This window comes from Aeromonas sp. 95A (assembly GCF_051919235.1).
Classification (GTDB): Bacteria; Pseudomonadota; Gammaproteobacteria; order Enterobacterales; family Aeromonadaceae; genus Aeromonas; species Aeromonas veronii.
In genome coordinates this window covers 736,821-757,179 of the sequence record NZ_JBQBFC010000001.1, presented here as the reverse complement: position 1 = coordinate 757,179, position 20,359 = coordinate 736,821, and the positions used below count along the sequence as shown (strand labels likewise).

The following is a 20,359-nucleotide window of genomic DNA, read 5'->3' as shown; positions in this document are numbered from 1 at the left end:
TTGAAGCTGATTTGATTGGCAATTTTTGAAAATTGTCTGATAGAACCCTTTTCGAACTTCAAGGAGTAGTGATGACATCCCTCTTGTCCCGAGTTCGCCAGCTGGCGAACGATACTGCGTTGCCACCCAGTCTGTTGCAAACCCGTCAGTGGGAAGGGCCCCTGTGTCGGGTGCGACTCGACAACACCGGCGCTGATGCCACTTCGGTTGAGCGCTGGGTGCTGTTTGACGGCAAGCTTGGCCTGCCTGTGGAGAGCGCCATCTATGGCGAAGGATTCCAGATGCTGGCCCAGACCATGGGTAGCTGGCAATCACCGCAACATGTCGGCCGTTGCCCCGATGCCAGCGTCTATCGCATCACTGATGACAATGGCTATCACACCATTCACAACCTGCTGCTGGTGGAGCATGGCAAGGGGTGGCTGCTGCTCGCCTTTGCCAGCTGCCACCGTTTTGGTGGGGAGTTTCGCCTCTATCCTGATGGTCGCCTGCAGATCCTGATGAACTGCGAAGGGCGAAAACTTGCGGCCGGTGGGCACTGGCAGAGCGAGGCGCTGATCTGCCTCGAAGGGGCGGAGCGCGAGGATCTGCTGGCTGAGCTGGCACGGCTGATCGAGGTCGAACATGGCTCGCTGATCGGCAAGGTGAGTGAGCGCCCGAGCGGCTGGTGCTCCTGGTATCACTACTACGCCGAGGTAAGTGCTGCCGACATTCGCGAGAACCTGCAGGTGCGTGCCGAGCGTTTCCCGGTCCTGCGTTATGTGCAGATCGACGACGGCTATCAGGCCAAAATGGGCGATTGGCTCACACCATCGGCCAAGTTCGAGCAAGGCGTTGCTTCACTGGCTGCCGAGATCAAACAGGCTGGCTGCGAGCCCGCCCTCTGGGTCGCTCCTTTTATTGCAGAGCCCGGTTCACAGGTGTTTCAGGAGCACCCAGACTGGTTTGTGAAGGGGGATGACGGCCTGCCGCTCCCCTCCGAGCGGGTCACCTATGGCGGTTGGCGCTGCACCCCCTGGTATGTGCTGGACGGCACCCACCCCGAGGTGCAAGCGCACCTTGAACAGGTGTTCCGTACCTTGCGCGAGCAGTGGGGAATCCACTACTTCAAGCTCGATGCAAATTTCTGGGGCGCTATCCACGGTGGCCGTTTCCACGATCCGGCCGCCACCCGGGTTGAAGCCTATCGGCGAGGCATGGCGGCCATTGTGCGTGGTGCTGGTGAAGGCGCTTTCCTGCTCGGTTGCAACGCCCCCATCTGGCCAAGCCTTGGGCTGGTGCACGGCATGCGGGTGAGTGACGATGTGGAGCGCAATGGCCACCGCTATCGCCAGATCGCTTGCGAGGCCTTCTGCCGTGCCTGGCAGAACGACAAGCTCTGGGCCCTCGACCCCGACTGCATTTGCCTTCGGGATCTACCGAGCCAGCAGGCAAGTAAAGCTGAATACAGTTTCCATCTGGCTGCACTGGTGGCGAGCGGCGGCATGATGCTGGCCGGTGATCGGCTGCAAGATCTCGATGAGGAGCAAGCGGCGCACCTGCGCAAGCTGCTTGAGCTCTGTGCGGCCCGGACACCCTCTGCCCGTTTCGAGTCGATGGATTTTGCCTGCGGCGAAGTGAGCCTACCTGAGGGCGGCACTCTGCTCTGCCTGTTCAACTGGGAGGAGCAACCACAGGAGTTTCTGCTGCCGGAAGGGGGAGCCGATTTTTGGCAGGGGCAGGCAGTCGGCACAACCGTGACCCTGCAAGGGGGCGAAGGGCGGGTGATCCACTACACCTGATCACAGCGTCATCACATACAATTCAGGCTCCATCACGGAGCCTGAATTGTTTCAATCAGCGGTTATCAGTAACGCCACTCAAAACCGACGGCATATTTGGCTGAGCCATAGCCGGGGATGTCACTGCCTGAGGCGATCGCCTTGAGGGTCAACAACGGGGTGATGGGTACCCCCAGACCAAAACCGATGGCCAGTTGATCATTGGGGTTCCCCATCAGATCGACCCGCATCACCCGATAAAGGGACATATCCTCGCTCAGGTGCATATAGGCTTGCGAAGCGCGGTTATAGACCTGACCAAACACCTCCAGCTGGAAACCTGACTGGGCGCTGATGGCCAGCGGTACCCCGACAAACTTGTAGAGATGGGAGCCGTTGAAGTAGCTGTTGGTGATCAGGGGAGTGAAATCAGTCTGCTGATAAAGGGTATTGAAGTTCTGTTCTACGATGCGATAGGTCTGCTCGGGCAGGCGAGCAAGATAATCCGGTACATCGAACCGGTATGCGGCGTTGGCTGCCAGCGGCAGCAGGGCCAGTAATCCGAGCAGTGCGTGGTGACGAGGCATCAGCAAATGGCTTCCGTTCGGCCAAAGAAATCTCTTGCTTGGGAGACATCCGCTCAGGATGTTGCAAGATATTGGTTTTTGGGGAAATCCCCTTCGTCATTATGACCTGAAGAAGGGGATGAGCGGGAAGGATTTATTGTGAAACTACTCACAACTCATAAATCTTCCAGATAGTGGTAGAGACTCTTTAGAATCGTAAAGTTCCGTTCGTTACTCTGGTTCTGCTCGGCAAGCGCCTCGAGGCGCGGCACATAGTCCGGCAGACGGCGGCTGAAGTAGTCGCTGCAGTGCAGGCGCCAGCGTTTCTGCTCTGCTTCGCTCAAGGTGTGTGGCCAGTTGCGGGCGCGGTAGCGGAACAGCATCTCCGGCAGCCGGGCGTCGGTAAAGGCGAACTCCCGCTCACCCAGCAGATCCGCGGGGGTGGCACGCACCAGATCCATGGTGGACTTGTCGCCATGGCCAAAGAATCCGGCGTAGAGCTGGGTATCGGGGTCGCTCTCATTGCTGCCAGCAAACTCCTGATTGAACACTTCCACCAGTTTTTCCCGCACTTCGGGGTGGGCGCGCAGCAGATCCAGGCTCTTGCGGCACTGCTCACGATTGATGCCGAGCTCGTCGGCACGCTCTGCCGTCAGGGTGGCGGCCGGTGCCAGCACCGGGCACTTGTTGATGTGTACCAGTTTGACCGGAATGCCCGCCAGATCCCCCAGCTCCTCTTTTTTGGTATAGAGGCGCTCGCGGATTTCCTCGCTGGTGAGCTCGATAAGCGGGGTGGGGTCACGGGTCAGATCCACCATGATCACTGCGTTCTGGTTGGTGGGGTGCCAGGCGAGCGGCGAGACCCAGCTTGCACAACCTTGCCAAGGAGAGAACATGCCGGAGACGTGTACCAGTGGCTTCATGGTCACCACGTCGATGAGGGCCTTCACCTTGTTTTTGTTACGCAGATCAAAGAGATAACCAAACAGCTTGGGTTGGGCTTTTTTCACCAGCTTGGCCATCTCGATGGTGGCCAGTACGTCCGAGAGTGCGTCATGGGCATTGGCGTGGGCCACGCCGTTGGCGACTGTCAGCTTTTCAAGTCTGAAACTCGGTTTCCCCTCATCGTCAAAGGCCCACTCGATCCCCTCCGGGCGCAGGGCATAGCAGGCCCGCAGCATGTCGAGAATATCCCAGCGGGAGTTGCCGTTCTGCCAGCTGTAGGCATAGGGGTCATAGAAGTTGCGATAGAGGGTGTAACGGGTCACTTCATCATCGAAGCGGATGCTGTTGTAGCCAAGCACACAGGTATTCGGCGTGGCGAATTGCTCGTGGATTTGGGCAATGAAATCCGCCTCGCACAGCCCATCCTTCATCGCCTTTTGTGGCGTGATACCGGTAATGAGGCACGCCTCCGGATCCGGCAGATAGTCCGCCGGCGGCTTGCAGTAGATGACCAGCGGCTCGCCAATGATGTTGAAATCCGCATCGGTACGAATACCGGCAAACTGCGACGGCCTGTCCTTGGCGGGGCTGATGCCGAAGGTCTCGTAGTCGTGGAAATAGAATGTTGGCTCGTTGCCCGCGTGTGCTGTTTTGCTCATGTTGCTCGAGATGAGGTATCCGATGACGGTAGCGCCTGGCGCTAGGGTGGGCGGTGCCAGGCACCACAATTGCCTGCATGGTAAACCATAGCGCAGGCAGAACGAAGGGCGAGCCGTGCAGGTGGCGGTTTATTGGGCGGTTGTTCCCGATATCTTATGCACTTCTGTCTTGCACACCGGGACTATAAGGTCAATCTATCTCTCAGGATATGATGATTGTTTAGTGATATCTGTAGTGACCGGTTAAGAGGACCCTGATTGGCGATCCTGTCCAGGTTCGGGGTCTGATAGCCCATCATCCCCTGGTTGTAGGCACTGATGTTCCAGTAGCCGATGTCATCGCCCATGATGGCAAGAATATTGGGCTTGGCGGCTGCTGTGGCACTACCAGCGGTGGCCATTAAGGCAAGGCTCATGGCTATTTTGTTTATTTGAATGGCCATTATTGGCTCCACTCCTAATCTGATGTGAATTGGTACACAAAATGGGCGATGAAAGCAGCGTGCGTTTAACGCGGTGGAAATATCATCCCGTGCAGGCTGTTGGAGGGGATGGAATACCCGGATGGGCACATTCCCCTTTATCGCTGTCGTTATGACCTGCAAAGAGTGATATGACCTGAATAGCCCGAGTTAACCGCAGCTTGGAAATCAGCTTTCAACAGTTTCAATCTATAAATCCCGTTTATCCTTGTCGCCTTATAGCGAATATAACCGCTGGTTATCCGATATTTTTTCTCCAACCTTTCGGTCGCAGGCTATCGGGTGGGCTGGAGCGAGCATGGGAAGCTGTGTCCAGAAAGCGTGAGGTGTCTAGCACTATCGATGGCGACAAGGCGAATAAATGGGTGATGGAGTTCACAGTTTGGTTAATTAATTTGGGGATGGAGGCAGTTATGGGCGTTGTGGTCTGCCTTTATTCAAAATTCTTACTGACAAGCCGAGCACTCTTTAATTCTGATTAAGTCATAATTAAGTAAAGTTGGGGTGTTGATTGTTTCGCTCAGATATGAGTTTTTAAAATTGCTCACAATCTCTACGCGAGATTTAAAAAGTCTGCTCGCATATTTTTGAACGGATAAATATAACTTGAATGGGAGTGGCCAAATAAATCCAGCTGTGATCTTTGTCTTTTCAAGGTGCTAGGGTCATAAATGCCTATAAAAACAAGGTAAAAGGCTCGGCTATTGACTAAGTTGATAGAAGGCGAAGCATAAAACAGCGCCAGTTTGATACGACAACATCGCATGGGACCCGGATCATGGACAGAGCGCAGGGCACAGCCCCCTTTTCGTTGCAAGTGGATCTAAGGCAGGTGGTGTATGCCCTGTCAGCCTCGCTGGATCTGGTGGGCATTGGCGATGTGGCCCACGGTAAACGGGTCGGGATTATGGCTGCCGAGTGCAGCCGGGAGCTGGGGATGAGTGAGGCCGAACGCTGTCTGCTGTTCGAGTTGGGGGTGCTGCATGATATCGGTGTCTCCTCGACCATCACCCATCACCATCTTGTCAGCGAGTTCGATTGGGAGTCCTCCCAGCGCCACTGCGAGGTGGGATATCAGCTGCTCAAGGATTTCCGTTTGCTGGCCCCGCTGGCCCTGCCTATCCGTTATCACCATACCCACTGGCACCTGTTGCGCGAGATGGCCGATGTGGACCCCAATGTAGCCCGTCAGGCCAACCTTATCTTTCTGGTGGATCGCTGCGATGCGTTGGCGGCGCCCTACTATGGCGATGGTTCATTGTTGATGCATACCAACGAGATCCGCGCACGCCTGCAGGATTTCCGTGACGAGTTCTTTGCCCCCGAGCTGGTGGATGCCTTCCTGAAGGCGTCTCGCTCTGAGGCATTTTGGCTGCAGCTGGAAGCACGCTCCATCAATGATTACATGCTGGAGATGCTGCAGGTGCGGGAGCCTTGCCTGACCTTCAACGGGGAGCTAAAAGCGCTGGCGCAGATCTTCTCCGGCATTGTCGACGCCAAAAGCCCATTCACGATGACGCATTCACTCGGTGTGAGCAGGTTGTCTCGGGCACTGGCAGAATTGATGGGAGTCAGTGCCATCCATTGTGACATGCTGGAGATCGCCGGTTTGCTGCATGATCTGGGCAAGCTCAGGGTGCCGGACGAGATACTCGACAAGCCTGCCAGTCTGACGAAAGAGGAGCGGGCCATCATCAATACCCACAGCTTCGAGACTTACCAGATCCTGCGCCATATCGAAGGGTTTGAAGAGATTGCCTGTTGGGCGGCCTATCACCATGAGGAGCCTGACGGGGAGGGCTATCCGTTCCACCTGCCGGCATCCGCCATGGCGCTCGAAGCGCGGATCCTGCGGGTCGCTGATATTTTTCAGGCAATGGTGCAGGACAGACCCTATCGGCGCGGCCTGCCTGCCCGTGACGCATTGACCTTTATGCAGCAACTGGCGGATCAGGGGCGGGTCGATCCCGCTGTGGTGGCGGTGCTGGCCGATCACCTGCCGCAGATGATGATGGCAGCCATTCCGGATCGCGAGCCGGATCATGCCATCAATTGAGGGAGGGGCTGGCCGCTGACTCATACTGCCGTGAGCCAGCTATGCTTGGAACAAGCCGAGCATGGTGCCGGTACCGGCGCACAAGACGCCAGCTTGATGGACTACCGTAGGGGAGCAGATATGGAATCGCTAAAAGCCAAGGATTATATGCAGAGCAGACCCATCACCTTCACTGCCGACATGATGGTGCAAGCTGCGGTCGAGAAATTTCTGAACAGTCATCAGCTCGGTGGCCCGGTGGTGGATGGGCAGGGCCATCTGATTGGCTGGATCTCCGAGCAGGATTGCATCGCAGTGCTGCTTAAGGAGGCCTATCACTGCGAACAGGTGGCGCAGGTCAAGGATGTGATGCGCAAGGAGGTGTTGTCGGTGGGACCCGATACCAGCATTTTGAGCCTGGCGGAGATGATGATGGGACAAAAGCCGAAGATCTATCCGGTGGTGGAGGAGGGACGCCTGCTCGGTGTCATCAATCGCCACAACGTCATGCAGGCCATTCACGCCCAGCTCACCACCTGTTTTGTCCATCACACCCACGGTTAACCCTGTATTCCTCTCTCCCAAGGCAAGCTTCGGCTTGCCTTGGCTATTTCATATGCTGCCATTTATTCATGTTATGCCATCTTACAATGATTGTTCTGTCATGTTTGGGGATTGGCCAATCTCTCTGTCTTCCCATATATAACGCTACGTTAAGGCTTGCACCGTTCCCGCTCGCTCTTTAGGATCGCTCCCAGCTAATCGATATGGCCCCTTTGGGCACCTATTTAAGGAATTCGTCCCTTGTCTCTCTCTATCGAGGCGCTGCGCCGCCGTCTCTCTGCCTGCATGAATCTCGACGCCCGCCGTCTTTCCAGCCGTCTGCACGGGGTCAAGAAGCTGCCTGAAGGCAAACAGGCCGCCGTGCTGGAGACCATCGCCGCCGATCTGGATGCCGCGCAAGTGCGTTATCAAACCCGTCTGGCCGGAGTGCCCAAGGTCACCTATCCGGACAACCTGCCGGTCAGCCAGAAGCAGGCTGAGATCGCCAAGGCCATTCAAGAGCATCAAGTGGTGATCATTGCAGGGGAAACAGGCTCGGGCAAAACCACCCAGATCCCCAAGATCTGTCTGGCGCTCGGGCGCGGAGTGAAGGGCTTTATCGGCCACACCCAGCCACGCCGTTTGGCAGCCCGCACCGTCGCGGCCCGTATTGCCGAGGAGATGGAGTCCGAGCTTGGGCACTACGTGGGTTACAAGGTGCGCTTTACCGATCAGGTGAGCGAGCAGACCCACATCAAGCTGATGACCGACGGTATCCTGCTGGCGGAGATCCAGAACGACCGGATGCTCACCCAGTACGACACCATCATCATCGATGAGGCCCACGAGCGCAGCCTCAATATCGACTTCATCCTGGGCTATCTAAAGCAACTGCTGCCCAAGCGCCCCGATCTCAAGGTGATCATCACCTCGGCCACCATCGACCCACAGCGCTTCTCCCGCCATTTCAACAAGGCGCCGGTGATCGAGGTCTCCGGCCGCACTTATCCGGTGGAGGTGCGCTACCGTCCGCTATTTGTTGATAAAAAAAGCAGTGACAAGAGCGAAGGTCTTGAAGAGCGCGACGAACTGCAGGGGATCTTCGACGCGGTGGAAGAGCTGGCCCGCGAGGGGCTCGGGGACATCCTTATCTTCATGAACGGCGAGCGGGAGATCCGCGATACTGCCGATGCCCTGCGCAAGCTCAATCTGCGCGATACAGAGGTGTTGCCGCTCTACGCCCGTCTCTCCAACGCCGAGCAGAACAAGGTGTTCCAGCAACATGCCGGACGGCGTATCGTGCTCGCCACCAACGTGGCGGAGACCTCGCTGACGGTGCCGGGCATTCGCTACGTCATTGACCCGGGCACCGCCCGCATCAGCCGCTACTCCTGGCGCACCAAGGTGCAGCGCCTGCCCATCGAACCGGTCTCCCAGGCCAGTGCCAACCAGCGTAAAGGGCGCTGCGGTCGGGTGGCGGACGGCATCTGTATCCGCCTCTACTCGGAGGAGGATTTCAACAGCCGTCCCGCCTTTACCGACCCCGAGATCCTGCGCACCAACTTGGCATCGGTCATCCTGCAGATGCTGGCGCTCGGCCTTGGCAATATGGAGGCGTTCCCCTTCGTCGAGCCGCCGGAATCCCGCCATATCAAGGATGGTCTGACTCTCTTGAAAGAGCTGGAGGCGGTGCGCGAGCTTCCCGCCACCGGCGATCGCGAGGCCAAACTGCAGCTGACCGAAACCGGTCGCCAGCTCTCGCGCATCCCCCTTGATCCGCGTCTGGCGAAGATGGTGATCAGCGCAGCGCAGACCGGCTGTCTGAGCGAGGTGATGGTGATCACCGCTGCCCTCAGCATTCAGGATCCCCGCGAGCGTCCCATGGAGAAGAAGCAGGCCGCCGACGAGCAACACAGGCGCTTTGAGGACAAGGATTCCGACTTCCTCGCCTTCGTCAATCTGTGGAACTACCTGAAAGAGCAGCAGGATGCCCTTGGCAGCAATCCATTCCGCCGCATGTGCCAGAAGGAGTTTCTCTCCTACCTGCGGGTGCGTGAATGGCAGGACATTCACTTCCAGCTGCGCCAGACTGTCAAGGAGCTTGGTTTTAAAGCCAACCATGAACCTGCAGATTTCAAGACGGTGCACTGCGCGCTGCTGACCGGCCTCTTGAGCCATATCGGCAACAAGGATCTGGAAAAGCCCGAATTCCTCGGCGCCCGCAATGGCCGTTTCCACCTGTTCCCGGCCTCGGGTCTGTTCAAGAAGCCGCCCAAGTGGGTGATGGCCGCAGAATTGGTGGAGACCTCGCGCCTCTACGCTCGCATCAATGCCAAGATTGAGCCCGAGTGGGTGGAGCCGCTGGCAGGCCACCTCATCAAGCTGCACTACAGCGACCCACATTGGTCGAAGAAAAACGGCGCTGTAATGGCCAAGGAGAAGGTGACCCTCTATGGTCTGACTCTGGTCAACGAGCGCACCATCAACTTCAGCCGTATCGATCCGGCGCTGTGCCGCGAGCTCTTTATCCGCCGCGCCTTGGTGGAGGGGGATTTCGAGACCCGTCACCGCTTCTTCAGCGATAACCGCAAGCTCCTGGCCGAGGTGGAGGCGCTGGAGCACAAGTCCCGTCGGCGCGACATCCTGGTGGATGACGAGGACCTGTTCCGCTTCTACGATGCTCGTTTGCCGGAGGAGGTGATCTCCTCCCGTCACTTCGACAAGTGGTGGAAAGAGGCGCAAAAGCGGGAGCCCGAACTGCTCAACTTCGAGAAAGAGATGTTGATGAAGGGGGATGCCGCCCACATTAGCGATCTCGACTACCCCAACTTCTGGCAGCAGGGGCGCCTCAAGCTCAAGCTGACCTATCAGTTCGAGCCGGGAGAGGCGGCGGATGGTGTGACCCTGCATATTCCGCTTCCGCTCCTGAATCAAGTGGAGGTGAAGGGGTTCGAGTGGTTGATCCCCGGGCTGCGCCATGAGCTGTTGGTGGCCCTCATCAAGTCGATGCCCAAGCCGATGCGCAAGAACTTCGTGCCGGCGCCAAACTATGCCGATGCGCTGCTTGCCAGCATCAACCCCGAGCAGGGGCCGCTCTTGGACGAAATGGAGCGCCAGCTGCGCCGCATGACCGGCGTGACCGTGCCCCGTGAATCCTGGGACTGGGCTGCTGTGCCCGATCACCTGAAACTCACCTTCCGCGTGGTGGATGATAAGCACAAGAAGGTGGCTGAAGGGAAAGATCTGGAAGCCTTGAAAGAGTCGCTGCGTGGCAAGGTGCAGGAGACCCTGTCGCAAGTGGCGGATGATGACATCGAGCAGTCCGGTCTCACCCTGTGGAGCTTTGGCGAGCTGCCCCAGGAGTACAGCCAGAAGCGCGGCGGCTTCGAGGTGAAAGCCTATCCGGCGTTGGTAGACGAGAAGGATTCGGTCGCCATTCAGCTGGTGGAGAGCTCTGTGGTGCAGCAGCAGCTGATGTGGGCGGGCCAGCGCCGGCTGGTGCTACTTAACGTGCCATCCCCCATCAAGTATCTGCAGGAGAAGCTGCCGAACAAGGCCAAGCTCGGGCTCTATTTCAACCCGTTTGGCAAGGTGGCGGAGCTGATTGATGACTGTATCGCCTGTGGCTGCGACAAGCTGATCGAGCAGCATGGCGGGCTGGCTTGGGACGAGGCCGGTTTCGAGGCGCTCAAGGAGTTTGTCCGTGCCGAGCTCAACGATGCGGTGGTGGAGGTGGCCAAGCAGGTGGAAGCCGTGCTGACGCTGTCCCATGAGATCAAGAAGCGGCTCAAGGGGAAGATGCAGCTCGACACCGCTTTTGCCATGTCGGATATCCAGCAGCAGCTCGGCAACCTTATTCACAAAGGTTTTGTCACCGAGACCGGCTGGCAGCGGTTGCCTGATTTGCTGCGCTATCTGCGCGCCATCGAGCGCCGCCTGGAGAAGCTCGCCATCGATCCCAACCGGGATCGGGTCTACATGCTCAAAGTGCACAGCGTGGAGTCGGAGTACAAGGCGCTGCTGGCCAAGATCCCCAAATCCCAGCTCATTCCCACCGAGGTGGCCAATATTCGCTGGATGATCGAGGAGCTGCGGGTGTCGTTTTTTGCCCAGAATCTGGGGACCCCTTATCCGGTCTCCGATAAACGGGTGCTTAACGCCATCGCTCAGTGCTAAGCTGCTATCTAACTGTTTTAACAGCATGATAGCGGGTGCTGAGAAGGGGTTACCGGTCAGGTAGCCCCTTCAAACCGCAAGTCAGGGAGGCAAGGATGCTGGGGATCTGGTTGAGTGTGGCGCAGGTGGTGATCAGCGGTTATCAACCCATCGCGGAACAAACCTGGGTGCAGTTGAACCCGGAATATTACCCGCTGGCGCGCACGCCGCCTGCGATGTTTGTGGCTTGGCGTGGCAATCAGTTTCCGCCGCTGGCCCAAAAGCAAAAGCACGGTCGCTGGCAGATCCTCTTTCCAGCCCGATTGGTGCCCCCCTTCGATCTGTTCGAGGGGGAGGCGCAGCTCTCCAAAACCTATCTGGCAAGGCTGCGGCGCATCGACGAGATGGCTTACGGGGTTGTCCCCGGGCAGGCTGTTGCGGCTGGTGCAATCGTGCAGCAGGGGAGTGGGTCCCCGGCTTATCACGCGCAACCTGTCGCGCCCTTTATCGCCGAGTTTCGCACACCTCAAGAGGCGTTCGGTGGCGTTGATATGCCCATCGACCCCGACGAGAGCGAACCTCTACTGGCTCAGCTGGGAGTGACGTTTCGCACTGCGGGGATGAGTGGTGCCAAAGGAGAAGAGGGAGTAGCGAGCACCGATATGGCGCTCGCCAGCCACACGGCTAGCTTATCCGCAGGCAGTGACGCCATGCTTACCCTCTCGGCTCCTGCGGTTGGCGGTCCACAAACAGTGTGTCATCAGGTCGCAGCAGGGGAGACCCTGTGGCGTATAGCGAATCAGTTATCCAGCGCCCAGGGAGCAGATACCTACAGCTATTTGCTGGCGCTGGTGGCGGAGAATCAGCAACGGCTTGGCAAGAGCATTCGAGTCAGAACGGGGGAGGGTCTCTACTGTCCGCGCGCCGAGACCCTGGCGCGGTTTGATGCCCTGAGCCCGGCTCAGCGTCAGCAGCAATTCGCCCGGTTGGAGCAGGGGCGCTAAATGCAGAATCGGTACCTTGTATCCGAATTTGGCCCGTGGTAGTATTCGCGCTCGTTTTGCGAGGTGTTGACCGGTCGCAGTTAGCACCATAAATTCATCCAAAAGAGATACATACTATGTCTTTCGTATTCCAAGCTGAAGTCCGTTCTGACCTGGGGAAAGGTGCGAGCCGCCGCCTGCGTCAAGCTGACCAAGTTCCTGCCATCGTTTACGGTGCAGGCAAAGAAGCCCTGTCCATCACTGTTGACCACAAGAAAATGATCCTGGCTCAAGAGAAGCCGGAATTCTATGAGTCTGTACTGACTCTGGTTATCAACGGTGAAGAAGTTAACGTAAAAGTGAAAGCTATCCAGCGTCACCCGGTACGTTACAAGCTGATCCACCTGGACTTCGTTCGCGTTTAATAGCGAACCGTCAGGTCGAAGAAAAGCCACTCTCAGGAGTGGCTTTTTGCTATCTGGCATCTTGTGAGCGGGCTGAAAGGACTTTGCCTGATAAGCCAGCAAGGTGGCTATCCCAGCTGGCTAAGGGCCTGTTGGCAGCGCTGCTCGGCGGCATCAAGCTCCAGTAGTACCATCCTGATATCTTCCATCTGCTGTTGCAGTGTCTCCCGTTTCTCCTCAACCAGTCCCAGCATGGTCTGTAACTGGGTGCGGCTGCTTTTGTCGGCATCATATAGATCAAACAGCTCGCGGATCTCGGCGAGGCTGAATCCGAGCCGCTTGCCGCGCAGGGTGAGCTTGAGGCGAACCCGATCCTGCTTGCTGTAAATGCGGGTCTGTCCTTCTCTGGCGGGATTGAGCAACCCCTGATCCTCGTAGAAACGGATACTGCGCGTCGTAATATCAAATTCCCGGGCCAGCTCACTGATGCTGAAGCGCCGTCCTTCATCCTTGTTGTTCATACAGACTTCTTGGCGAACTAAATCCTGTCTGCACCTTACCTAAACGTAAACTGCACTGCAACTCTTGTTCCATCGCGTCAGAACCCCTATGTTATGGCCATGTAACAAACAGAGGCAGGCAAATGGATATTGCAATTGTGGCGGCAAAGCGGACTCCGATGGGGGCGTTTCAGGGGGCATTGGCAGAGGTCACTGCGCCTGAGTTGGGAGCCTGTGCCATTGAGGCGGCACTACAGCAAAGTGGGCTGAGTCCGGAGCAGGTCGATGAAGTGTTTATGGGCAATGTGCTGGCGGCGGGTGTGGGGCAAGCGCCAGCCCGGCAGGCGTTGTTGAAAGCAGGGTTGCCAGATAGTGTGCCTGCTACCACGGTCAACAAGGTGTGCGGATCCGGCATGAAAGCAGTGATGCTGGCGGCGGATACCATCCGCCTTGGTGACAACAGGGTAGTGGTCGCGGGGGGGATGGAGAGTATGAGCCGTGCCCCCTATCTGCTGGATAATGCCCGCAGCGGCTTTCGGATGGGGCATCAAAAGGTGCTGGATCACCTATTCCTCGACGGTTTGCAAGATGCCTATGATGGCCAGCTGATGGGGATACATGCCCAGCGCAGCGCTGATCAGGCCGGTTTGACCCGCAGTGCCATGGATGAGTTTGCCCTGGCGTCATTGCAGCGGGCCCGCGATGCGCAGCAAGCCGGCGCGTTTGCATCCGAGCTGGCAAGTGTCTATCGCGGTGATCGCTTGTTACTGGCCGAAGACGAGCAGCCCGGCAAGGGCAGACCGGAGAAGATCCCGACCCTGAAGCCAGCGTTTGGCAAGGAGGGCACCATTACGGCAGCAAATTCGAGCTCTATCTCGGACGGTGCGGCGGCGCTGATATTGATGGATGGCGCCACGGCGCAAGCCTGGCAGGTACCAGTGCTGGCACGGATCGTCGGTTATCAGAGCCATGCAGCATTGCCCGCCGAGTTTACCTCTGCGCCCATTGGCGCCATTTCACGCTTGCTGGCGCGTCTTGCATGGTCGGTGGAAGAGGTGGATCTATTTGAGATCAACGAGGCCTTCGCCATGGTCACCATGCTGGCCATGAGCGGGGTCGGCATCCCTCATCACAAGGTCAATGTCCATGGAGGGGCCTGTGCACTCGGTCATCCGTTGGGGGCGAGTGGCGCACGCATTCTGGTGACGCTGATTGCCACGCTGCGGCAACGGGGTTTGCGGCGAGGCGTAGCCGCGCTCTGTATCGGGGGCGGGGAGGCGACCGCTATCGCGGTCGAAGTGAATGACGAAATGAATTAATTGGTTGCTTCCATCGCCAGCAGTTGTTCCGTGACCCAGGTGGTGGCGGCCAGATAGAGGTGACTCACCTTATCCTCGCTCAGCCCCAGGCGGGCTGTTCTGGCCGTGACCCGTGACCAGTTGGCGCTTTCGTAATCTTCACAAAACGCGAGGTAGAAACCCAGATTGCCTTTGCGCTCCAGCAGCGCCAGCCGAATATCGTCGATGAGAGGGATAGTGCCGAGCAGCTTGTCCATCGGCTGTTCCATTAGTACATCCAGCAGGGAGAAGAGACCGGTGATAAAGGCCTGTTGTGCCTGCTGGCTCGGGGCGTGGGCGTGGGCCAGCAGTTCACAGAATCGGGCACGGATCATCGACATCTGGTAGAGCTCGGCGCTCTTGCCCTTGCCGGCGCTGGTCGCGGCTACCAGCGAAACAAAGCGCTTTAGCTGGGTGTTGCCCAGATAGATGGCAGCCTGACGAAATGAGGAAATAGGGTTGGTGTGACCTTTGAGATGGTTGACATAGCGCAGCAGTTTGAGGGAGAGGGAGATATCCTGACCGAGTAGCTGCTCAATCTTGTTGATATCAGGCTCTGCCTCGTTGACCACGTTGAGCAACTGCATCACCACGACTTGCGCCGGCTCCATGGTGGCTTGCTTGACCATCTCGGGTCGGCTGAAGAAAAAGCCCTGGAACAGCTGGATCCCCAGCTGTTTGACCCGCTCGAACTCCGCCTTGTCCTCTACTTTTTCCGCCAGATAGGTGAGCCCCAGGGTCTGATGCCGCTGGATAAACACTTTGATCTGCATCAGGGGGGTGGCACGAAGATCAAACTTGATGATGTGGATAAAGGGGAGGAAGCGCTCCCAATCCGGTGACATGGTGAAGTCATCGAGTGCCAGTTGATATCCCAGCTTGTGCAGCTGTTTCACCTTTTCCAGCAGGGCATCATCCGGTGGGGAATCTTCCAGGATCTCAATCACCACTTTTTCGGGCGGCAGGCACTCTGCCAATCCCTCCAGCAGCAGTGAGTGGGGGAAATTGATAAAGCAGGGGCGGCCCCCCAACAGCTGATCGATATTTTGTTGGAGGAACTGTTCGACCACCAGGCGTGACGTCGCCTGCTGGGAGGAGATGCTCGGGAAGACATTATTCAGACTATCGCGAAAGAGCAGCTCATAGGCATGAGTTTTGAGGTCTCTGTCGAGGATCGGCTGTCTTGCTACGTAGGAATACATGCCTTGCTCCAGTAAAGGTACTGGGTTGATTTTATGGTGTTGCAGAACACTATGCCAGTGTTCACCTTATTGAGTAAGGCAATAATTGGCATAGCGTTTTTTGCAGGGAAGGAATTTAGAAGAGATAGCTCAATTGTGCACCAGCCAGCCAGGCATCTCCTTCGGAAGTGCCGTCAAAATTGGACTGGTAGTGGGCCGGAACGCCGTTGGGCAGGCGAACAGATTGCGTGAAGGATTCATGTACCCCCACTTTTTTGCCATCGATCAGGGTGACGCCCACATCGACCGAGAGTGCCTTGCTGTACTGATATCCCACTCCCAGGCTGTACCAGATGCGATCCGAGTCGGGGATGGAAATGGTGCGATTAGCCGCAGGGACCGGACTCTCATCGTAGGCAATGCCGGAGCGCAGTTGCCACTTGGGCGCCACTTGATAGGTCATGCCGAGCGCATAGCGCCAGCTGTCTTGCCAGTTTTCATCCTTGATGTGCATTGGCCCCTGATGATCCAGACTGGCATCTAGACCGACAAACTTGCTCCAGTTAGTCCAGTTGACGCTTCCATGGAGCGCGAGCTTGTCTGTGAGCTGCTGGAAGAGGGCAAGTTCGGCGGTGGCAGGCAGTGGCAGCACCAGATTGCCGGTATCTTTGAATGTCTGTCCCTGGTCATCTACCCCGACGGCATCCCCCTTGAGCTTGAGATCGACCCCGTTGCGATAGGTGAGACCGATACGGGTCCGCTCGCTTGGGGTGAGCAGCACACCGATATTCCAGCCAAGCTCGTTACCAGTGCCTTCGAGATGCTTGGCGATCTTGTCCTGGTGGGGGAAAGTGCCACCTACTTCCCCCTCGCCACGAATAAGGGAAAGTCCCATGCCTGCGGAGAAGAAGGGGGCGAAATGATAGGCCAGGGCCGTGCCGAGCTCGACCGTCTTGATATCGGACACATTGCCAAAGTGGCCGGCGCTGTACCCTTTTGGCATCTCGATCCCGAGCCCGTATTGGGAGGAGAGGTAGAGCCCCAGGCTGAGCAGTTCATTCAGGGGGGTAACGACATAGAGGTTGGGCACCCAGGCATCGCCCGCCACGTCGCTGGCGTCGGCGGACTTGTTGCCGGTGGGCAGGCTACCCACTGGGGTCACGAACTTATCGCTTACACGCCCTTCGATATCGACCTGGGGGCGAATATAGATGAAGCCGCCGGAGAAGGCGGTCTGTTTGAAGCGGGTAATGGCACCCGGGTTGCGGCCCAATACGGAGGCGTTGTCGGCAATGGCGGCTTCACCGGCAAAGGCGCGTCCCAGTCCTGTAGCGGACTGTTCAGCCAATTGGAACCCGGCGGCATGGGTCTGACCCGCGATCACCAGCAGGGCGATGGCGGACGGTTTGATGATGGGATGCATGGCAAAATCCTTGCTGTTACCCGAAGGTTCAATCGGTCATATGAATGGAGGCAGGATTTTATATGGTATGACCAGTAAGGCAACGGTAATGGTCGGCATCAGGATAAAACAAGATTTAATGCTGGGGGAGTACACCCTAATAGCTTGATAAAAAAAGAAAAATAAACACGTGTGCGCTACAGCTGTGCGCTGAAACGTGTTTTATGAATAAAAAAAGAGCGCCTGGTGGCGCTCTTTTTAATCGTTCAGCAATCAGAACTTCATGTTGAACTGGGCAGATGCCAGGAAAGCGTTGCCCTGGGAAGTACCCTGCCAGCGAAGCTGACCATTGTGATCAGGTGTTAAGCTTTCATTAACATCCACTTCTTTACCACTCAGGTAGGCCATACCGAAGTCCAGGCTCATATCCGGGTTGATATGGTAGGTGGTTCCTGCGCTGTACCAGATGCGGTCGGTATCGGGAATGCTCAGGCTGCGGTACTCGGCCTCGACCGCGGTATTATCGTATGCGAAGCCGATACGGGCTTCCCATGCCGGGTTGATATACCAAGTACCGCCGATGGCGTAGCGCATCGAATCCTTGAACTTCTCATCTTTTTTCAGGCACTGACCTGGAGTGCCATCATTACAAGCCCCACTAGTAGCTTTCAGTTCCTGGAAAGCGCTCCAGTCGGTCCAGTTGACCGAGTAGTGAACGGCAAACTGCTGGTTCAGACGATGATAACCGGCGAACTCAGCTTGAGCTGGTAGATCCAGCTTCAAATTCCCATCAACGGTGTTAAATACAGGTTTCCCATTTTGGACTGTTTTGAGACCGGCTGCAGTGCCTTGGAAGTCGCCATCAAAGCTCAGATCTACTTGAGAGCGGTAGGTGAGTGCGAAACGATTGTTCTCATTGACTTCATAGAGAGTACCAACGTTCCAGCCAAAGCCCCACGTATCACCTTTCAAGCTACTGATATTGGTGTCATAGCCAATACCTGGGACGTTATTCAAAGGGGGTTGAGTTGAAAGTATACCAGCATAACGATTCAGCTCGGCTTTTGCATAAACAGCGTTAATACCAGCACCGATACTGAACTGCTCGTTGATGCGATAGGCAATATTGGGGTTGATATTAAAGGTCATCAACTCGGTATCGCCTCCAGCTGAGCCGGCTGCAAAGGTCTTGGAGTATTCAGTCGAGAGACCATAGTTCGAGAAGAGTGCGAGCCCCCACGCTAGCTGATCGTTGATGGGCTGGATAAAGTAAGTGGCGGGAACAAAAGCTGCCGGAGCAATACCAGATTCGCTGACCCCTGGACTTAAGGTCATAAGCTTCTTGTGTGGGGACTCTTTCTCAGTCAAATTAATATCCCCAGCGACATCCACATCCGGTTTGATATAGGTGCCGGAGACAGAGACCGCCATCTTGTCGAAGGTGGTCATAGCGGCCGGGTTACGGGCCAGCACGGAGGCGTTGTCGGCGATAGCCGCTTCACCGGCATAGGCGCGACCCAGACCGGAGGCCGAGTGCTCGTTCAACTGGAATGCCGCAGCATGGACTTGACCGGTGGCCAGCGCAATGGTGGCGGCAATCAGGCTCTTCTTGAAAATAGTTGTCGTCATGGTGTTCTCTCTTGTAGGCAGATTTTTTTGCCGATATTGGCTGCACGTTCAATGCAAACCTCGACAAAATCCGTTTTTATTTCAGCTTCTTCCCAATCAATTCTGGCGTGATTCTATGGATCTGGTAGGAGGTAAGAAATCAGACCAGTGACAGCAGAATACATAAAAGTGATCGATGTGTTAATCATTTGTTTTAACTTGCTGTTTAATTCATCATTTTCAGGGTCTAAAGATGGATTATTGACCTGGATTGCCGATCTCCGTCACAAAAATAATTTTGTCAATTTTTCGAAATCTTGAGGCAAATGAGTGACAAAGGGGAGTAAACAGGAAGGGAACAGGCTGCGGCTCGTGACCGCAGCCTGCTATTGAGGATGGTTCGGAGGTTGTTAACCGGCGATGTTAAATGTCCCACTGCAGACGTGACTGCAGGGCGTTGGCAACGGGGGCAAGTGGCTCTTTCATCTCGCCAATCAGTACCATATTGGCGCCTTTGAGCTGGACAATCTCCCCTTTGAGGGTGCCATCTTCAAAGGTGGCCTGTTGCAGGGTTAATGGCACATGTTTGGGCACTAAAAAGAGGGTGACAGGCCCCATCTTTCCCTGGATCACCATGTGCAAGGCTGGTCCCTGATAAAACGAGCAGTGATTGACATAGGTCACCTTGAGCCCATCCATCCCGCTTAAGGTGGCGCCATACTTCTCCATCTTGGCATTGATGTTATGCAGATTGACCTGCTCATCGACACCTTCAATAAAGGGTTCTTCGCCATAGACATGAGCCATCGCCACCTGTGCGAGCGAGAGGGCCGCAGGAGCCGTTTCTGGCAGCGTGATCCAGCGGGTGCTTATTCCCAGCAGGAAGGCGACCGATGCAGCCAGGGCGATCTGGCGCCAGGATGTCGATGTCCGGATCTTGACTGGCACCGTGCCAAGGGGGCGGGATGGCGGCATCTCATCTGACGCGTCACTGTCTTGCAGCATGGCTTGCCTGAGCAGGATCCGCTCGGCCAGTCCGGCGGGGACCTCTACCTGCATGGCGTGCTTGAGAGTTCTGTCGAACTGCTTCATCTCGTCGAGATAGTTCCGATTGGCCTGGCTTGCTTCAGCGGCTTTGAGAAAATCCGGCAGTTTATCGTTGGGCTGGATCATGGCGTTGCGGCGAAATTCGAGTTCATCCATGTCCGTGTCCTCTTGCTTGGTTCTTCTGCTCCATCGCCTCCTTGATCTGGTTGCGGGCGCGAAACAGTCGGGTCATGACGGTGTTCTTGTTGAGGCCGAGCATCTCGGCAATCTCCTCACCACTGAATCCTCCCACGACTTGCAGCAGCAGTGGCTCCTGATACTCCTCGGGCAACCGGGCGATGTGACGGTGCAACCACTCGTTCTCCATTTCCTGTTCGCTGTGCAGCGCGTCGTGCTGGGGCTGAGGGTGATCGTCGAGATCCACCAGCTCCAGCTGTTTGCGTTCAAAGCGGCGGGCGTTCTCCCGTCTGAGGATGGTGATCAGCCACCCTTTGGCCGCCTTGTCATCCTGCAGGGTGTCGATAGCCTTCCAGGCACGCAGGAAGGTCTCTTGCACCAGATCTTCCGCCACGTTGGGATCCCGGGTCAGCCAGTAGGCATACCGGTAGAGATCGCCATGTAGTGCATGAACCAGTGCTTCAAATTTGGTTTGTTTGTCAGCCATGGGATCAGAGACCGGCGAAGTGGCCGGATCATTTCCACCAATATGCTGCTGAGCACGTTTTTTTCTAAAAAACAGCAGTGCCATAGGG

16 protein-coding genes are annotated in these 20,359 nt (G+C 56.7%); 7 read left to right on the top strand and 9 right to left on the bottom strand.

Features of this window, described 5'->3' with window-relative positions; all coding sequences use genetic code 11:
• The first annotated feature begins 71 nt into the window (after positions 1 to 71).
• A complete protein-coding gene (locus tag ACTG2U_RS03370) occupies positions 72 to 1,781 on the top strand; it encodes a glycoside hydrolase family 36 protein (RefSeq protein ID WP_439974026.1) in 1,710 nt (569 codons plus the stop codon).
• 65 nt (positions 1,782 to 1,846) lie between these two features.
• On the opposite strand, the gene ACTG2U_RS03365 is transcribed toward ACTG2U_RS03370, so the two are convergent.
• The 3 genes from ACTG2U_RS03365 to ACTG2U_RS03355 all read right to left on the bottom strand — a co-directional run bounded on the left by ACTG2U_RS03365 (position 1,847) and on the right by ACTG2U_RS03355 (position 4,373).
• Positions 1,847 to 2,347, bottom strand: a complete 501-nt coding sequence (locus tag ACTG2U_RS03365; RefSeq protein WP_005360277.1) for a hypothetical protein — start codon at positions 2,345 to 2,347, stop codon at positions 1,847 to 1,849.
• A gap of 155 nt (positions 2,348 to 2,502) precedes the next feature.
• Positions 2,503 to 3,930, bottom strand: coding sequence for an exodeoxyribonuclease I (sbcB, locus tag ACTG2U_RS03360; RefSeq protein ID WP_439974025.1), 1,428 nt, complete (start codon positions 3,928 to 3,930; stop codon positions 2,503 to 2,505).
• 182 nt (positions 3,931 to 4,112) lie between these two features.
• On the bottom strand, positions 4,113 to 4,373 hold the full coding sequence (locus ACTG2U_RS03355) for a hypothetical protein (RefSeq protein ID WP_234898288.1): 261 nt from the start codon (positions 4,371 to 4,373) through the stop codon (positions 4,113 to 4,115).
• An 817-nt stretch (positions 4,374 to 5,190) separates the two neighbouring features.
• Between ACTG2U_RS03355 and ACTG2U_RS03350 the strand changes: the two genes are divergently transcribed.
• The 5 genes from ACTG2U_RS03350 (at position 5,191) to rplY (ending at position 12,553) form a co-directional block, all read left to right on the top strand.
• Positions 5,191 to 6,468, top strand: coding sequence for an HD-GYP domain-containing protein (locus ACTG2U_RS03350; protein ID WP_257725608.1), 1,278 nt, complete (start codon positions 5,191 to 5,193; stop codon positions 6,466 to 6,468).
• A gap of 120 nt (positions 6,469 to 6,588) precedes the next feature.
• Positions 6,589 to 7,011, top strand: coding sequence for a CBS domain-containing protein (locus tag ACTG2U_RS03345; protein ID WP_005333273.1), 423 nt, complete (start codon positions 6,589 to 6,591; stop codon positions 7,009 to 7,011).
• A 240-nt stretch (positions 7,012 to 7,251) separates the two neighbouring features.
• Positions 7,252 to 11,166: an ATP-dependent RNA helicase HrpA gene (gene hrpA, locus ACTG2U_RS03340; protein WP_439974024.1), complete on the top strand. Its 3,915-nt coding sequence runs from the start codon at positions 7,252 to 7,254 to the stop codon at positions 11,164 to 11,166.
• A 95-nt stretch (positions 11,167 to 11,261) separates the two neighbouring features.
• The gene (locus ACTG2U_RS03335; protein ID WP_164536738.1) at positions 11,262 to 12,149 is read left to right on the top strand and encodes a hypothetical protein; all 888 of its coding nucleotides are present in this window, start codon (positions 11,262 to 11,264) and stop codon (positions 12,147 to 12,149) included.
• 116 nt (positions 12,150 to 12,265) lie between these two features.
• Positions 12,266 to 12,553 carry a 50S ribosomal protein L25 gene (rplY, locus tag ACTG2U_RS03330; protein ID WP_005333252.1) on the top strand — a complete coding sequence of 96 codons (288 nt, stop codon included), beginning with the start codon at positions 12,266 to 12,268 and terminating at the stop codon, positions 12,551 to 12,553.
• Positions 12,554 to 12,660: 107 nt separating this feature from the next.
• Here the strand turns inward: rplY and ACTG2U_RS03325 are convergent, their stop codons facing one another.
• Entirely contained in the window at positions 12,661 to 13,053 is a 393-nt protein-coding gene (locus tag ACTG2U_RS03325; RefSeq protein ID WP_005360322.1) for a MerR family transcriptional regulator, read from the bottom strand.
• Positions 13,054 to 13,175: 122 nt separating this feature from the next.
• Here ACTG2U_RS03325 and ACTG2U_RS03320 point away from each other — a divergent pair, with 122 nt between their 5' ends.
• Positions 13,176 to 14,351, top strand: a complete 1,176-nt coding sequence (locus ACTG2U_RS03320) for a thiolase family protein (RefSeq protein WP_439974023.1) — start codon at positions 13,176 to 13,178, stop codon at positions 14,349 to 14,351.
• Here ACTG2U_RS03320 and ACTG2U_RS03315 read toward each other — a convergent pair.
• The 5 genes from ACTG2U_RS03315 to ACTG2U_RS03295 form a co-directional block, all read right to left on the bottom strand.
• Positions 14,348 to 15,571 (bottom strand): EAL and HDOD domain-containing protein, encoded by a 1,224-nt coding sequence (locus tag ACTG2U_RS03315; protein ID WP_005333249.1) that lies wholly within the window; start codon positions 15,569 to 15,571, stop codon positions 14,348 to 14,350. The genes ACTG2U_RS03320 and ACTG2U_RS03315 overlap by 4 nt on opposite strands.
• A gap of 115 nt (positions 15,572 to 15,686) precedes the next feature.
• Positions 15,687 to 16,973 (bottom strand): outer membrane protein transport protein, encoded by a 1,287-nt coding sequence (locus ACTG2U_RS03310; protein WP_335812446.1) that lies wholly within the window; start codon positions 16,971 to 16,973, stop codon positions 15,687 to 15,689.
• Between the two features lie 252 nt (positions 16,974 to 17,225).
• The gene (locus tag ACTG2U_RS03305; RefSeq protein WP_439974022.1) at positions 17,226 to 18,581 is read right to left on the bottom strand and encodes an outer membrane protein transport protein; all 1,356 of its coding nucleotides are present in this window, start codon (positions 18,579 to 18,581) and stop codon (positions 17,226 to 17,228) included.
• A gap of 402 nt (positions 18,582 to 18,983) precedes the next feature.
• On the bottom strand, positions 18,984 to 19,763 hold the full coding sequence (locus tag ACTG2U_RS03300; protein WP_439974021.1) for a DUF3379 domain-containing protein: 780 nt from the start codon (positions 19,761 to 19,763) through the stop codon (positions 18,984 to 18,986).
• Positions 19,756 to 20,355 (bottom strand): sigma-70 family RNA polymerase sigma factor, encoded by a 600-nt coding sequence (locus ACTG2U_RS03295; RefSeq protein ID WP_005333245.1) that lies wholly within the window; start codon positions 20,353 to 20,355, stop codon positions 19,756 to 19,758. The genes ACTG2U_RS03300 and ACTG2U_RS03295 overlap by 8 nt, the downstream gene beginning before the upstream one ends.
• Between the last annotated feature and the right edge of the window lie 4 nt (positions 20,356 to 20,359).